This is a genomic window from Bacillus sp. AK124 (assembly GCF_053903085.1).
In genome coordinates, this window is the sequence record NZ_CP096378.1 from 707,374 (window position 1) to 722,511 (window position 15,138).

The 15,138-nt window shown below is 45.4% G+C and carries 13 protein-coding genes, 2 pseudogenes and 1 other annotated feature; of the genes and pseudogenes, 12 read left to right on the top strand and 3 right to left on the bottom strand.

Going from position 1 to position 15,138, the window contains the following annotated elements; all coding sequences use genetic code 11:
• Positions 1 to 250 precede the first annotated feature (250 nt).
• Positions 251 to 940: an ABC transporter permease subunit gene (locus M1E06_RS03425; RefSeq protein WP_020453011.1), complete on the top strand. Its 690-nt coding sequence runs from the start codon at positions 251 to 253 to the stop codon at positions 938 to 940.
• Positions 940 to 1,866 (top strand): ABC transporter ATP-binding protein, encoded by a 927-nt coding sequence (locus M1E06_RS03430; RefSeq protein WP_020453010.1) that lies wholly within the window; start codon positions 940 to 942, stop codon positions 1,864 to 1,866. The genes M1E06_RS03425 and M1E06_RS03430 overlap by 1 nt, the downstream gene beginning before the upstream one ends.
• 153 nt (positions 1,867 to 2,019) lie before the next feature.
• On the opposite strand, the gene M1E06_RS03435 is transcribed toward M1E06_RS03430, so the two are convergent.
• A complete protein-coding gene (locus tag M1E06_RS03435; RefSeq protein WP_020453009.1) occupies positions 2,020 to 2,493 on the bottom strand; it encodes a hypothetical protein in 474 nt (157 codons plus the stop codon).
• Between the two features lie 314 nt (positions 2,494 to 2,807).
• Positions 2,808 to 3,064, top strand: a binding site (T-box leader).
• A gap of 61 nt (positions 3,065 to 3,125) precedes the next feature.
• On the opposite strand from M1E06_RS03435, the gene M1E06_RS03440 reads away from it, so the two are divergent.
• On the top strand, positions 3,126 to 4,493 hold the full coding sequence (locus M1E06_RS03440) for an amino acid permease (protein WP_020453008.1): 1,368 nt from the start codon (positions 3,126 to 3,128) through the stop codon (positions 4,491 to 4,493).
• Between the two features lie 139 nt (positions 4,494 to 4,632).
• The gene (locus M1E06_RS03445; protein ID WP_020453007.1) at positions 4,633 to 5,640 is read left to right on the top strand and encodes an LLM class flavin-dependent oxidoreductase; all 1,008 of its coding nucleotides are present in this window, start codon (positions 4,633 to 4,635) and stop codon (positions 5,638 to 5,640) included.
• Between the two features lie 89 nt (positions 5,641 to 5,729).
• Here M1E06_RS03445 and M1E06_RS03450 read toward each other — a convergent pair.
• Positions 5,730 to 5,827 (bottom strand): annotated as a pseudogene (locus tag M1E06_RS03450) (hypothetical protein); the annotation flags it as partial.
• A gap of 292 nt (positions 5,828 to 6,119) precedes the next feature.
• Between M1E06_RS03450 and M1E06_RS03455 the strand changes: the two are divergent.
• The 8 genes and pseudogenes from M1E06_RS03455 to M1E06_RS03490 all read left to right on the top strand — a co-directional run bounded on the left by M1E06_RS03455 (position 6,120) and on the right by M1E06_RS03490 (position 14,243).
• Positions 6,120 to 7,160, top strand: coding sequence for a sugar-binding transcriptional regulator (locus M1E06_RS03455; RefSeq protein WP_020453006.1), 1,041 nt, complete (start codon positions 6,120 to 6,122; stop codon positions 7,158 to 7,160).
• A 33-nt stretch (positions 7,161 to 7,193) separates the two neighbouring features.
• On the top strand, positions 7,194 to 8,201 hold the full coding sequence (gene gap, locus M1E06_RS03460; RefSeq protein ID WP_020453005.1) for a type I glyceraldehyde-3-phosphate dehydrogenase: 1,008 nt from the start codon (positions 7,194 to 7,196) through the stop codon (positions 8,199 to 8,201).
• A gap of 174 nt (positions 8,202 to 8,375) precedes the next feature.
• Positions 8,376 to 9,560: a phosphoglycerate kinase gene (locus M1E06_RS03465; protein WP_020453004.1), complete on the top strand. Its 1,185-nt coding sequence runs from the start codon at positions 8,376 to 8,378 to the stop codon at positions 9,558 to 9,560.
• A gap of 30 nt (positions 9,561 to 9,590) precedes the next feature.
• Positions 9,591 to 10,352: a triose-phosphate isomerase gene (gene tpiA, locus M1E06_RS03470; RefSeq protein ID WP_020453003.1), complete on the top strand. Its 762-nt coding sequence runs from the start codon at positions 9,591 to 9,593 to the stop codon at positions 10,350 to 10,352.
• The gene (gene gpmI, locus M1E06_RS03475) at positions 10,345 to 11,880 is read left to right on the top strand and encodes a 2,3-bisphosphoglycerate-independent phosphoglycerate mutase (protein WP_020453002.1); all 1,536 of its coding nucleotides are present in this window, start codon (positions 10,345 to 10,347) and stop codon (positions 11,878 to 11,880) included. Before tpiA ends, gpmI begins: the two co-directional genes overlap by 8 nt.
• A 22-nt stretch (positions 11,881 to 11,902) precedes the next feature.
• Entirely contained in the window at positions 11,903 to 13,195 is a 1,293-nt protein-coding gene (gene eno, locus M1E06_RS03480) for a phosphopyruvate hydratase (protein ID WP_020453001.1), read from the top strand.
• Between the two features lie 136 nt (positions 13,196 to 13,331).
• Positions 13,332 to 13,965: pseudogene (locus tag M1E06_RS03485) on the top strand (type 1 glutamine amidotransferase family protein).
• A gap of 197 nt (positions 13,966 to 14,162) precedes the next feature.
• Positions 14,163 to 14,243, top strand: coding sequence for a putative holin-like toxin (locus M1E06_RS03490; RefSeq protein ID WP_095292191.1), 81 nt, complete (start codon positions 14,163 to 14,165; stop codon positions 14,241 to 14,243).
• Between the two features lie 304 nt (positions 14,244 to 14,547).
• Here the strand turns inward: M1E06_RS03490 and M1E06_RS03495 are convergent, their stop codons facing one another.
• Complete coding sequence (locus M1E06_RS03495; RefSeq protein WP_020452999.1) at positions 14,548 to 14,937, bottom strand: hypothetical protein; 390 nt, start codon at positions 14,935 to 14,937, stop codon at positions 14,548 to 14,550.
• Positions 14,938 to 15,138: the final 201 nt, after the last annotated feature.

The window sequence follows — 15,138 nt, forward strand, 5'->3', positions numbered from 1 at the left end:
CGCATCATTCCACTTTTTTTGCCAGTTATAAAATAGCGGAACTTGTTATATTAAAATGGTGTTTTTATCAGTTTTCCGGCTCTGTATCCCCATTTCTGCCGCTGGTTCAAGCCACTTGCATCTCATTTATGATTCTCGGAAACACCCCTGTAAGAAATAGCCTATTAAAATTTAAGGTAATGTTAAGGATAAGATTATTTCCCGATAATGTTCACTCACTATAATGGAGAATAGTGAAGGAGTGACTCGTATGCGGGCGGTATGTCTGAATGAATTTATCAGTCTTTTTAAAAGCATCAAGTCGATTATTGTCATTATTATTATGTTTTGGGTGAGCTATAAGACTGCAGGATTGATCGAACAGGCGCCTGCGGACTTTGTGCGCGAATTGGATTTAGGAAGCGATGCAAACGCAATCGGAACGGCGGTTATTGTTTTTGCTCTCGGTTTCCTGTTTATCGCTGGACTTTCCCATGACATGATCAACCGCGAAGTCCATGCCCGGACGGTCAGATTTCTTGTGACGAAAACGTCGCGGATCAAGATCATTCTGGGAAAGTTTTTTGGCGTCTGGCTGTTTTGGTTTTTCTGCATGCTCGTTTCGTACACCTTGGTGATGATCGCCTCAAAAGAGTTTTTATGGATGAGTTATGCAGACAGCATGGCGTTTCTTACAGCTGCAATCTCTTTGAACCTTTTATTTTCCATCGTGATTTCAAGGCCCGCCATGTCCATGTTTTTCGGAATCGTGTTTGCGCTCGTCTTTCCCGCGGTCAGCTTATGGACTGTTTATTCAGAGAACGGCATGATCACCTGGTTTAAATATTTAACACCGTACTATTACTCCGTGCTGGGCGGTTCTTTTGTTTTCATCAACTTTGTCTACGCGGCCATCGTTCTTTGCGGTGCGATCGTTTTGTTTAAAAGGAGAGATTTATAATGGATGTGGTGATCGAGGCAAAAGGGCTGATGAAAAGCTACGGGGCTAAAACCGTCGTCAATCATGTCGACCTCCAAGTCGAAAAAGGAGAGATTTACGGTTTCCTCGGCCGTAACGGTGCGGGGAAATCTACGTTCATGAATATGATCACAGGCATTATCGAGCCGACAGCCGGCAGTTTTCTGCTGTTAAATGATGCTTCGATTGAAAACGTCAAGCATCGCATCGGCGTTTTACCTGATTATTTGACCCTCTATGATTCAATGACAGCAGTCGGGCATTTGAAGTATTTTGCAAAGCTGAACGGACAAGCCGTATCGACTGAGCGGTGCGAAGAAGTCTTAGAGAGAGTTGGGTTCACTGAGCATGCTGAAAAAAAATCGGGCGCCTATTCATTCGGTATGAAAAAAAAGCTCGGCATCGCCCAGGCGATCATCCACGACCCCGAGCTCATCTTTTTGGATGAACCGACATCAGGTGTCGATGCCGAATCGGCCCTGCACATTCAAAAGCTGATTATGGATTTGCAAAAAGAAGGTAAGACGGTATTTATGACATCACACAACCTGCATGAGATAGAGAAAATCTGTACGCGAATCGCCATCATGAAAAACGGCCGCATTTTAATAGAAGGCACGCTCGATGAATTAAGGAGGCATTTCATGTCGAACATAAGCGTTCACATTCGCCATTCGACTATTCCCGATCAGCATTTCGGCCTGATCGACCGTTTTCTTGAGTCAGCTGGTGAAAACGTTCAATTCAATCACCATGAGATTTCGATCACCGTCAATTCAGAAGAAAAAATTCCCGCCATTGTCAGAGTATTAACGAACTGCAAAGTGGGAATCTACAGAATTCACGTCGATGAACCGTCGCTTGAAGACATCTTTATGGACAGCTCTGAGGAACGCGTTGTTTCTTGACAGAAAGAATTTGATAGGAATGAACCCGGATCTGTTCGGGCATCATGCCTTTAGTCTTGCAGATGCGAATGACGTCAATGGATAGATCTATTAAATGCCCGAACAAAAAAACGCCTTTGAATAAAGGCGTTTTCCATAAGGGGCGCTCGGTTTCTAGTATTTCCCCAAAATCGACATGTCGCCGGTCGTTTCTTCATCAATGACATTTCCGTCTTGGTCCATCTTGACGAAATACCTGCCTCCGTTTGTTACGTTTTTGTACTCGGTTTCCGAAGTGCCGTCACCGTTTTGTGTGAATTCAAATTGAACATCAGCGATAAGAGTGTTGCTGTTGAGGTCGACATAGTAGGAATGGAAGCTGACATGGCTCCAGTCGTCTTTTTCGGCGGGGATGTCTGATATGACGCCGACTTTTTCAGCGGGATCATTGACAATCACGCCGTAATCCTTCTGCAAATTGCCGGTTTCAATATCAGCGTCGTTTAAAATCTCTTTCATCTGGCTAAATTCAGCATCTGTAGGTGTTGTATATCTGTCTTCAGGAATGTTTTTCGCAAAGCTTACGGACGATGAACCAAAGACGAGCGTCAATACGGACAAGATCACCATAAACGAAAGTTTTTTCACGTTCTCTTCCTCCTTTAGCTGATGTGATGATTCGGTTCACACTCTATCATTGTTAAAATATTTTGTAAAGTTTGAATAATATTTCAATTTAACTATTTTTTTCGGGGGATATCCGCCGATTTTTATATTTCCCTCTTCTGGGGAATGCTCCATCATCATGAAAGTTGTGCATATCTTCCCTTGTATTTTCCAATGGGAAAGGCAATTATCCTTGAAAAAAGAGAAAAATTTTAATTTTTATTTTTTGGCAGTGGATTTGATGTTGACAAAGTCAAGATCGGCACGTATATTATATGAATATATTTCAGGCAGAAGAAAACACAATGAACGGGAGCAGTAAAAGATCGGCATTGGCAAAGAGAGCTGCGGGTAGGTGCGACGCAGACCAATGAACCTTTGAACTCGCCCGGGAGTGGACTGGCTAAAGGACGGACATCAATTCCTGAGGACATTACGATTAACCTTCGTTAACAGGTTTGCACAGCATGGCTGTGCATCGCAAAGCTGGATTCTTGGCATAGAATCAAAAAGAGTGGTACCGCGGTAAGCTTCAAAGCTCATCGTCTCTTTATCTTCAAATCGAAGAGGGAGACGGTGAGCTTTTTTCATTTTACTAGAGGAAGTGAACATAGATGGAGAAAGACATGCAGAAGCTCGAGCGCACAATGACATCGCGGCATATTATGATGATGGCATTGGGCGGAGCCATTGGAGCAGGATTATTTAAAGGAAGCAGCAAAGCGATCGATTTGGCGGGGCCTTCGGTCATGATCGCCTACTTGATCGGCGGCGTGATTTTGCTGTTTATCATGCAGGGGCTTGCCGAGATGGCTGTCCGAAACAGTGAAGCCAGAACATTCAGGGATCTTGTTCAATCAATATTAGGGCCGTATGCCGCTTATTTTTTAGACTGGATATACTGGAAAATGTGGGTTCTCAATATTGCGGCAGAGGCTGTTGTCGCCGCGATATTTTTGCAGTACTGGCTGCCGGGGCTGCCGATCTGGGTGCTGGCGCTGTTCGTTTCACTCGTCATTACGAGCGTGAATTTGCTTTCTGTCAAAAGCTTTGCCGAGACGGAATACTGGCTTGCCCTTATTAAAATCACAGTGATTGTCGTCTTTATTATATCCGGATTTATCTTGTTATTTTTCTCTTTTGGACAACACTCAGCTGTTGGTTTTACTCATTTGACAGACCATGGCGGCTTCTTCCCGAATGGCGCCGGAGGGCTGATTACAGCCATGCTAGTTGTGATCTATTCCTATGGCGGAACCGAAATTATCGGGGTGACACTGGCGGAAACCAAAAACCCTGAGAAGGTCGTGCCTAAAGCCGTGCGTGGAACGTTGACGCGCATTATTGCTTTTTATCTTCTGCCGTTTTTCGTGATCGTCAGCTTGATTCCATGGAATCAAGTCAACGGTGTGTCGGAGAGTCCTTTTGTTATGGTCTTTAAGATGATCGGCATTCCCGGAGCGGATCATTTGATGAATGCGGTCATTTTACTGGCGGTCATTTCTTCGATGAACTCAGGGCTTTACGGCGCCTCCCGAATAATGTATACACAGGCATCAGACGGAAGAATGCCGAAAATCTTTTCGAGACTTTCCGTGAGAAAAGTGCCGGTTTATTCGATTCTATTATGTACTTCTTTCTTATACTTGGGCGTATTGTTTTCACTGTTTGCCGGCAGCCAAACGTTTGAATATTTGATGGGGTCTCTCGGCTATACCGTCCTTGTGATCTGGATGCTGATTGCCGCTGCCCATTTAAAATCGAGGAAACGGAATCAAACAGCGGGGAACGGCTACTATGTCAAATGGTTCCCTTATACGACTTGGCTGGCAATCATTTCACTGACAGCGATACTGATCGGTGTCATCCTGACCACATCGATTGTCATTACATTGGTGACGGCGGGAATCTATCTGCTCATTAGCGCTGCTTATTTCTTTAAAGGAAGGAACCAGACAGCCGGCCAAACGTCCGCTTCTTAAAAAAAGGCTTGCCTCCGCAGGGAGGCAAGCTTTTAACACATTAGTTCGATTTTTTTCGAACTAATTTCTTTTATTCACCTGAACGATTATGTTATCGTCTAATTACATGACCACTACACTTCAGGAAGAAGGAAAGACAATGTCAAAACAGCATTTCAAAAATACGAAGTATTCCGTATTAAATCTGTCTCCTATCGTACAAGGCGGAGATGCGGGACAATCTTTTAAACAATCTATGGATTTGGCGCAGCATGCCGAAAGATGGGGATACCACAGGTTCTGGCTGGCTGAACACCATAATATCGAAGGCGTTGCGAGCTCGGCTACCTCTGTTTTGATCGGTTATATCGCCGGGGGCACCAAGAAGATGCGCATCGGTTCGGGAGGGATTATGCTGCCGAACCATTCCCCGCTCGTTATCGCCGAACAGTTCGGAACGCTTGAATCCCTTTATCCAGGCAGAATCGATTTAGGACTGGGGCGCGCTCCGGGTACGGATCAATTAACCGCCCGCGCATTAAGAAGAAATATAAGCAGCGGGGAGGATTTTCCCGAGCAGCTTGAAGAACTCCGCCAGTATTTTAAGCCGTCCGGCAATGTAAGAAATCACGTGCGCGCCATACCGGGCGAAGGGCTTGATGTGCCGATTTGGCTTCTCGGTTCAAGCGGATTCAGCGCCCGGCTTGCCGGGGAACTCGGTTTGCCGTTTGCATTTGCGGCTCATTTTTCGCCGGCCAATACGCTGCCTGCTTTGGAACTGTACCGCAGTTCGTTTAAGCCGGGCGTCTTGGAGGAGCCTTATGCGATGGTCGGGGTGACCGTGATCGCAGCCGATACAGACGCGCAAGCGCAGCGCCTTGCAACATCGCACTATCAGAAGTTTTTGGATCTTGTCCGCGGCGCCCCGACTCAGCTTAAGCCGCCTGTAGATGATATGGATCAGATTTGGACGCCGCGTGAAAAAGCGATGGTGAATGAGCAGCTCAGCTCAACGATCATCGGCGGGCCGGACAGTGTGAAAGAAAAGCTTGAAGAATTCATCCGTACGACTCAGGCGGACGAGATCATGATCAATTCAGAAACGTTTGACCATGCTGATAGACTCCGCTCGTTTGAAATCATTGCTGATGTCTGGAAAAATGGATAAACGGCAACAAAGCAACGGAACGGAAAAACCGCCCGTTGCTTTTTTTTTGAGTACGTACTTTAGCAATATATTTATTTTTGAAAATAGACGAAGATGAGGGACGGTACCATACCGTACGCGAGCATCGACCACCATCCGGTATTACACCCCATTCAAACGTCCCAGAACGTTGGACAGCCAGATTCATTTTGAATATTTCCGGTCCGTAATACGCAATGGCATTCATAGGTTTTTTTCATTGAGGCACGTTTTCATGAAATATGTATAGTATAGAAATCAACAGGGACAATAATTAATACAGATGTGTGAACATTCGCGCGAATGTTGTCGATGAATTGATTCTTAACAGTTGAATAAACATTTTAACCCTGTTACAATAAGGAATGTAAGCAGGAGCAATTTTTTTTGGCTGAGGTGGGACGTTTTCAGTCACTACGGGACATTATTTGTCCAGGACGAGATGAAAGGAACGTTTTGGCATGAATCAACTAATACAGGCTCAAAAAAAATTATTGCCGGATCTTCTCGATGTCATGCAGAAAAGGTACAAAATTTTGCAGTACATAAGGCTGACTGAACCGATCGGCAGAAGAAGCCTTGCCGCCAGTCTCGGCATCAGCGAGCGGATTTTAAGGGCGGAGGTTCAGTTTTTAAAAGAACAAAATCTACTAGAGATTAAAACAACCGGCATGATATTGACACTTGAAGGATCCAACCTGCTGAAAGTTCTCGAAGATACGATGAAGGACGTTTTAGGTTTAACCCATTTGGAAAATACATTAAAAGAGAGGTTGAACCTCGACGAAGTCATCATTGTATCGGGAGACAGCGACCAGTCCCCATGGGTCAAAAAAGAGATGGGGAGAGCGGCCGTCGCATGCATGAAAAACAGGTTTACGGGGGAAAATATCGTCGCCGTAACCGGAGGTACGACGCTTGAGGCCGTGGCAGAAATGATGACGCCTGACTCGAAAAACCGCAAGCTGCTTTTTGTTCCGGCAAGAGGCGGGCTCGGCGAAAACGTCAGGAATCAGGCCAATACGATTTGCGCCCATATGGCTGAAAAAGCTTCCGGTACATACAGACTGTTATTTGTGCCGGGTGAGCTGAGCAAAGAAGCATATTCTTCTATCATTGAAGAGCCTTCTATTAAAGAAGTGCTTCAGACAATTCAATCGTCCAGTATGGTGATCCATGGAATCGGGGATGCTAAAACAATGGCAGAACGAAGAAATACACCGAAGGAAGATTTGAAGAAAATAGAAGAAAATGAGGCAGTTGCAGAAGCGTTCGGCTACTATTTCGACCGCCACGGAGAAGTCATTCACAAAGTGCACAGCGTTGGAATCCAGCTCGAAGATCTTGATTCAATCCCGAACATCATTGCGGTGGCGGGAGGCTCGTCAAAAGCGGACGCGATAGAGGCGTACTTCAAAAAGCCGCGCAACACGGTTTTGATCACTGATGAAGGAGCCGCGAAACAGTTATTAAGGGAAGCTTCTTCCCTCAATATAAATTAAATATCTCTTATTTACTTAAAGGAGGAAATCATCATGGCAGTAAAAGTCGGTATTAATGGTTTTGGTCGTATTGGACGCAATGTATTCCGCGCAGCATTAAATAATCCTGAAGTTGAGGTTGTAGCAGTTAACGATTTGACAGACGCTAACATGCTTGCTCACCTATTACAATATGATTCAGTACACGGAAAATTGGACGCAGAGGTTTCTGTTGACGGAAACAACCTAGTTGTTAACGGTCAAACAATCCAAGTTACAGCAGAGCGCGATCCTTCTAAACTTAGCTGGGGCAAACAAGGCGTTGAAATCGTAGTTGAATCTACTGGTTTCTTCACAAAACGCGCAGACGCGGCGAAACATTTGGAAGCCGGCGCGAAAAAAGTTATCATCTCAGCTCCTGCGAGTGAAGAAGATATTACAATCGTTATGGGTGTTAACGAAGATAAATACGATGCGGCTAACCACGATGTAATCTCTAACGCATCTTGCACAACAAACTGCCTTGCGCCGTTTGCAAAAGTTCTGAACGACAAATTCGGCATCAAACGCGGTATGATGACAACTGTTCACTCTTACACAAACGATCAGCAAATCCTGGATCTTCCGCACAAAGACTACCGTCGTGCGCGTGCGGCAGCTGAAAGCATCATTCCTACAACAACTGGTGCAGCGAAAGCCGTTTCTCTTGTACTTCCTGAATTGAAAGGAAAACTGAACGGCGGAGCAATGCGTGTTCCAACACCAAACGTATCACTTGTTGACCTGGTTGCTGAACTTGACAAAGAAGTAACAGCAGAAGAAGTAAACGCAGCGTTTAAAGAAGCAGCAGAAGGCGAACTTCAAGGCGTTCTTGGCTACAGCGAAGAGCCGCTTGTTTCTAAAGACTACAACGGCAATGCAAACTCTTCTACAATCGATGCTCTTTCTACAATGGTTATGGAAGGCAGCATGGTTAAAGTTATTTCTTGGTATGACAACGAAAGCGGATATTCTCACCGTGTAGTTGACCTTGCCGCTTACATCGCAAAACAAGGTCTTTAATCCGGAAACCAGAATCAGACTTGGTTCTTGATGAGAGAAGCGCTATAATGAAAGCGGACAAGGGAAGGGGACACACACTCCCTTTCCCTTTTTCCATATCGGCGCCAATTAAGCCGCCCGGGGATTTCCGTTTTCAGGCTTGTAAAACATTAAAAGGAGGATCTCCTAAAAGCCATGAACAAAAAATCAGTAAAAGACATTGATGTAAAAGGCCGTGTTGTTTTCTGCCGTGTTGACTTTAACGTTCCGATGAAGGACGGAAAAGTGACGGATGATACGAGAATCCGCGCCGCACTTCCGACGATTCAATACTTAACAGAGCAGGGAGCGAAAGTTCTTCTTGCAAGCCACTTGGGCCGTCCGAAAGGCCAGGTTTCAGAAGAGCTTCGCTTAACGCCGGTAGCCGCACGCCTCGGCGAACTGATCGGCAAAGAAGTGAAAAAAGCGGATGAAGCTTACGGCGACGCCGTAAAAGCGCAAATTTCCGAAATGAAAGACGGAGATATTCTCGTATTGGAAAATGTCCGCTTCTATCCGGGAGAGGAAAAGAATGATCCTGAGCTGTCTAAAGCGTTTGCCGACCTGGCTGACGTTTATGTCAATGACGCATTCGGAGCGGCTCACCGTGCCCATGCTTCAACAGCAGGTATCGCTGAACACCTTCCTGCTGTTGCAGGCTTCCTCATGGAAAAAGAGCTTGAAGTGCTGGGCAAAGCACTGTCTAACCCTGAACGTCCGTTTACAGCGATCATCGGCGGCGCAAAAGTAAAAGACAAAATCGGCGTGATCGAAAGTCTTCTTGAGAAAGTAGACAACCTGATCATCGGCGGCGGTCTTGCTTACACGTTCGTTAAAGCGCTGGGCCATGAAGTAGGAAAATCCCTGCTTGAAGAAGATAAAATTGAATTGGCTAAATCTTTCATGGACCGCGCCAAAGAAAAAGGCGTGAACTTCTACATGCCTACAGACGTGCTTGTTGCTGACGATTTCTCAAACGACGCCAACACGAAAGTCGTGCCGGTCAGCGAAATCCCTAGCGACTGGGAAGCCCTTGACATCGGGGAGGAAACAAGAAAAACATATGCTGACGTCATTAAAAACAGCAAGCTTGTTGTTTGGAACGGACCGATGGGTGTATTCGAACTCGATGCGTTCGCTAAAGGAACAAAAGCTGTCGCTGAAGCTTTAGCAGAGGCAAAAGATACATACTCTGTCATCGGCGGCGGAGACTCTGCAGCTGCTGTAGAAAAGTTCGGCCTTGCTGACAAAATGAGCCACATTTCAACAGGCGGCGGAGCTTCCCTTGAGTTTATGGAAGGAAAAGAACTTCCTGGCGTCAAAGCATTGAACGACAAGTAAGCAAAATATACAGCATAAGGAGTGGAGCACATGAGAAAACCAATAATAGCCGGTAACTGGAAGATGAATAAAGTGCTTTCAGAAGCTGTCAGCTTCGTTGAAGAAGTGAAATCTTCCATTCCCGCAGCAGATAAAGCAGAAGCTGTTGTCTGTGCGCCTGCACTGTTCCTTGAAAAGCTTGCATCAGCTGTTAAAGGTACAGATCTGAAAGTCGGCGCGCAAAACATGCACTTTGAAGAAAGCGGTGCTTTCACGGGTGAAATCAGCCCTGCGGCTTTGAAAGACCTCGGAGTTGAATACTGCGTCATCGGCCACTCCGAGCGCCGCGAAATGTTTGCTGAAACGGATGAAACGGTCAACAAAAAAGCGCATGCTGCATTCAAATATGGCATCGTGCCGATCATCTGCGTAGGTGAAACGCTTGAAGAGCGCGAAGCAAACAAAACAAACGAGCTTGTTGCAGACCAAGTGAAAAAAGCACTTGCAGGTTTAACAACTGAACAGGTAGCTGCTTCCGTGATCGCTTATGAGCCGATCTGGGCGATTGGAACCGGCAAATCTTCAACTGCACAAGATGCAAACGAAGTATGCGCGCACATCCGCAAAACCGTTGCATCAGAATTCGGACAAGCTGCAGCAGACAGCGTCCGCATTCAGTACGGTGGAAGCGTAAAACCTGCGAACATTAAAGAATATATGGCCGAATCCGATATCGACGGCGCTCTTGTCGGCGGAGCAAGCCTTGAGCCGCAGTCTTTCGTGCAATTACTGGAGGCAGGTCAATATGAGTAATAAATTGGCCGCACTCATCATTTTGGATGGGTTTGGACTAAGGGACGAAACAGTCGGAAACGCCGTAGCCCAAGCGAAGAAACCGAACTTTGACCGCTATTGGAACAAGTATCCGCATCAGACGCTGACAGCTTCAGGCGAAGCGGTCGGACTTCCCGAAGGACAAATGGGAAACTCTGAAGTCGGCCACTTGAACATTGGCGCCGGACGGATCGTCTATCAAAGCCTGACGCGCGTCAACGTCGCAATCCGTGAAGGCGAATTTGAGCGGAACGAAACGTTTTTAGACGCGATGAAACACGTCAAAGAAAAAGGCACAAACCTCCACTTGTTCGGACTGCTGTCTGACGGCGGAGTACACAGCCACATTCAACATTTGTACGCACTCTTGAAGCTTGCGAAAAAAGAAGGCGTTGAAAACGTCTATATTCACGGCTTCCTTGACGGCCGCGATGTAGGCCCGCAAACAGCTGAGAAGTACATCAAAGAGCTTCAGGAGCAAATCGAAGAAATCGGCGTCGGCGAGATCGCAACATTGTCAGGCCGCTATTATTCAATGGACCGAGACAAGCGCTGGGACCGCGTCGAAAAAGCGTACCGCGCCATGGCATACGGAGAAGGACCGAAATATGAAAATCCGCTCGATGTCGTGAAAGATTCTTATGAAAACGGAATTTACGATGAATTCGTCATTCCTTCCGTCATCACGAAAGAAAACGGCGAGCCTGTTGCGACAATCAAGGACAACGATGCGGTCATTTTCTACAACTTCAGACCTGACCGGGCGATCCAGATTTCCAACACGTTCACCAATGATGACTTCCGCGATTTCGACCGCGGAGACAAGCATCCGAAAAACCTTCATTTCGTCTGCTTGACACATTTCAGTGAAACGGTTGACGGATACGTGGCATTCAAACCGGTCAATCTCGACAACACAGTCGGCGAAGTTTTATCCCAAAACGGGTTGAAGCAGCTTCGCATCGCTGAAACTGAAAAATATCCGCACGTTACGTTCTTTATGAGCGGCGGACGCGAAGAGAAATTCCCTGGCGAAGAGCGAATCTTAATCGACTCGCCTAAAGTTGCAACATACGACTTGAAACCTGAAATGAGCGCATATGAAGTAAAAGATGCGCTTGTCAAAGAAATTGAGGCTGAAAACCATAACGCGATCATCCTCAACTTTGCCAACCCTGACATGGTCGGACATTCAGGAAAAGTCGAGCCGACGGTCAAAGCAATCGAAGCGGTTGACGAGTGCCTCGGCGAAGTCGTTGATGCGATTCTTGCAAAAGGCGGCCACGCGATTATTACGGCCGACCACGGTAACGCAGACGTGCTGATTACTGAAGAAGGCAAGCCGCACACCGCACATACGACAAATCCGGTTCCTGTCATCGTCACAAAAGAAGGCGTGACATTAAGAGAAGGCGGAATCCTCGGGGATCTGGCGCCAACTCTTTTAGACTTGCTGGGTGTTGAAAAACCGAAAGAAATGACAGGATCGTCATTAATTCAAAAATAAGCTTTAAAGGAGAGAAACAAACATGCCATACATTGTTGATGTTTATGCACGTGAAGTATTAGACTCCCGCGGTAACCCGACGGTTGAAGTTGAAGTATACACTGAATCAGGAGCTTTTGGACGCGCGCTTGTTCCAAGCGGAGCTTCCACTGGTGAATACGAAGCTGTTGAGCTTCGCGACGGCGACAAAGACCGCTACCTTGGAAAAGGCGTTTTAACAGCCGTTAACAACGTAAACGAAATCATCGCACCTGAGCTTATCGGCTTTGATGTGACAGAGCAAGTATCAATCGACAAATTGCTGATCGAACTTGACGGAACTGAAAATAAAGGCAAGCTCGGCGCCAACGCCATCCTTGGCGTATCAATGGCCGTTGCCCGCGCAGCTGCGGATTTCTTACAGATTCCTCTATACCAATACCTTGGAGGATTCAACTCTAAAACGCTCCCAGTACCGATGATGAACATCGTAAACGGCGGAGAGCATGCGGACAACAACGTTGACATTCAAGAATTCATGATCATGCCTGTCGGTGCGGAAAACTTCCGCGAAGCACTTCGCATGGGAGCACAAATTTTCCACAGCTTGAAATCAGTTCTTTCTGCTAAAGGAATGAACACTGCTGTAGGTGATGAAGGCGGATTCGCTCCAAACCTTGGTTCTAACGAAGAAGCGCTTCAAACAATCGTTGAAGCGATTGAAAAAGCCGGCTTCAAACCTGGCGAAGAAGTGAAATTGGCTATGGATGCTGCATCTTCTGAGTTCTACAACAAAGAAGACGGCAAATACCATCTGTCCGGCGAAGGCGTTGTGAAAACATCTGCTGAAATGGTTGACTGGTACGAAGAAATGGTTTCTAAATACCCAATCATCTCTATCGAAGACGGACTTGACGAAAACGACTGGGAAGGCCACAAACTTCTGACTGAGCGTCTTGGCTCAAAAGTTCAGCTTGTCGGTGATGACCTTTTCGTTACAAACACGAAAAAACTTGCTGAAGGCATCAAAAACGGCGTCGGCAACTCTATCCTGATCAAAGTAAACCAAATCGGTACATTGACTGAAACATTCGATGCGATCGAAATGGCGAAACGCGCAGGCTACACTGCTGTTATCTCTCACCGTTCTGGTGAAACTGAAGACAGCACAATCGCTGACATCGCTGTGGCAACAAACGCAGGACAAATCAAAACAGGTGCTCCGTCCCGTACGGACCGTGTTGCGAAATACAACCAGCTTCTTCGCATCGAAGATCAGTTGGCTGAAACTGCTCAATACCACGGTATTCAATCTTTCTACAACTTGAATAAGTAAGCATAAAAAAAAGCTTGGCTGCTGATGCGGCCAAGCTCTTTTTTGTGTGAAAGCTAAATTTTTTCTTTACCCTGACAAGAGCTGTCAGGGTTTTTGACTATAATAGGCTGTATCAATTGAGATTGGAGTGTTATGGATGCAGTCGAAAACAGTTTATCTTTATGCATTTCCTACAATGTCGGATTGGGAATATGGATATTTAATGGCCGAACTGAACTCGGGAAGATATTTCAAAAAAGATGCAGCACCTTTAAAAGTCATGACAATAGGAGTGACTAAAGAAATGGTGACGACGATGGGAGGGCTGCGCATCAAACCGGATATCTCACTTGATGAGTGGACGCTTGAGAGTACGGATCTTTTAATTTTACCCGGAGGGAATACTTGGGGAGAAGAGATTCATCAGCCGATCTTAAAAAAGGCCGGCGAAGCTTTAGAGCTTGGCGCGATGGTTGCCGCAATTTGCGGCGCAACTGCGGGACTGGCGAATAACGGATACTTGAATTCAAGAAAAGCATACAAGCAATGACCTGGCATATATGAAAATGGTCTGTCCCCATTATAAAGGAGAACCATTTTATGAGATGGACCCAGCGGTATCTGATGAGAATCTGGTTACTGCATCAGGAACGGCTCCTCTTGAATTCGCGAGGGAAGTGCTGAAAAAATTAGACGTGTTTGCACCGGATACATTGGATTCATGGTATCAGCTCAATAAGACCGGCCAACCTGAATATTTCTTCACGTTAATGAACTCGATCAATAAGTAGCTCAAAGACCATGAGGAGAACGATGCTTTAGACGCTGGAGGAGCATTTTTTTCGGTAGATAAGCAAATTTCATGAGGGAAAAGGGTTTTTTATTTTATTTAACACTCTGCTTGGTATGGTATAATCTACCTCGTATAAAAAGCTTTGCTCACTCAAGGGAAGTCTTGCTCATCCCCTTCTGAAAGGGGGTGATAAAAGTGACAGCATATGAAACAATCTCTTTAATGATTGCTTTTGGCATGCTGATTGCCATGTTGTCAAAGAACAAAGAAAAATAGACCGCCCCTTGAGCCTGGAAAGTGATAGGGAGTGGTCTATTTTAGATCAATCTGAGCAAGCCCCTTCGAAGGGCCGGCTTTTTGTACAAGCCGAAGTGTTGGAGCACTTCGGTCTTCTTAATATATACAACATGCTTTCTGAGATTACATCTATATCATAAGGAATTTTCATTAATTTGTAAATGGTGATAGCAAATTGTTGTTTTTATGAATCGGAAAGGTATTTTCTGCCCCATTTTGTCTAGCACTGTTTATAACCTTGGGCTCCAACAACCCTTCAGCCTAAGAAAAAGCCCACCCGTTATCACAGACTTTTCACAGGTTTCAGAAGCCAGGCGGGAAGAAAACCGCTAATGCCAATGATCAAAAAACCAATGATCGACAGCAGTGCAATCGCAATGGAAGAGAGCGTTTGCTGAAGGCTGTAAGCCGCGCAGGAAAGCAGCACACCCAATCCTAAGGTGATGAGGAAGACCTTTTGATTCGTGAAAAACAACGTTTCAGATCTTTTGAATTTGATATAAATTAAAGGAAGACCCGTATAGCCTCCTATGATAAGTGTGAACAGCATCGCTAAAATAAACTGAGGTATAGCTGAAACATTGACTCCGAACATTTCTCCAAATGAAGCCGACCAGCTGCTTAACATCACAAATCCTAAAAGATAGAGAATGGATAAAGCCAAATTTTTCATTTAAATCCCTCCACTTGAAAATATACACTATAAGTATTCAGAAGTAAAAGCGGAATAATTATCTTAGTGTTTGAACTAAAAAACTATTGTTTTATTAAGAAAAAATAGTTGAATGGAGTTTCATGGTATTAAAAGAATTTTTGGGAGAATATGCTATAATTAACTTATACATTTAAGGAGCTGTTTAATTTGAAACATTAT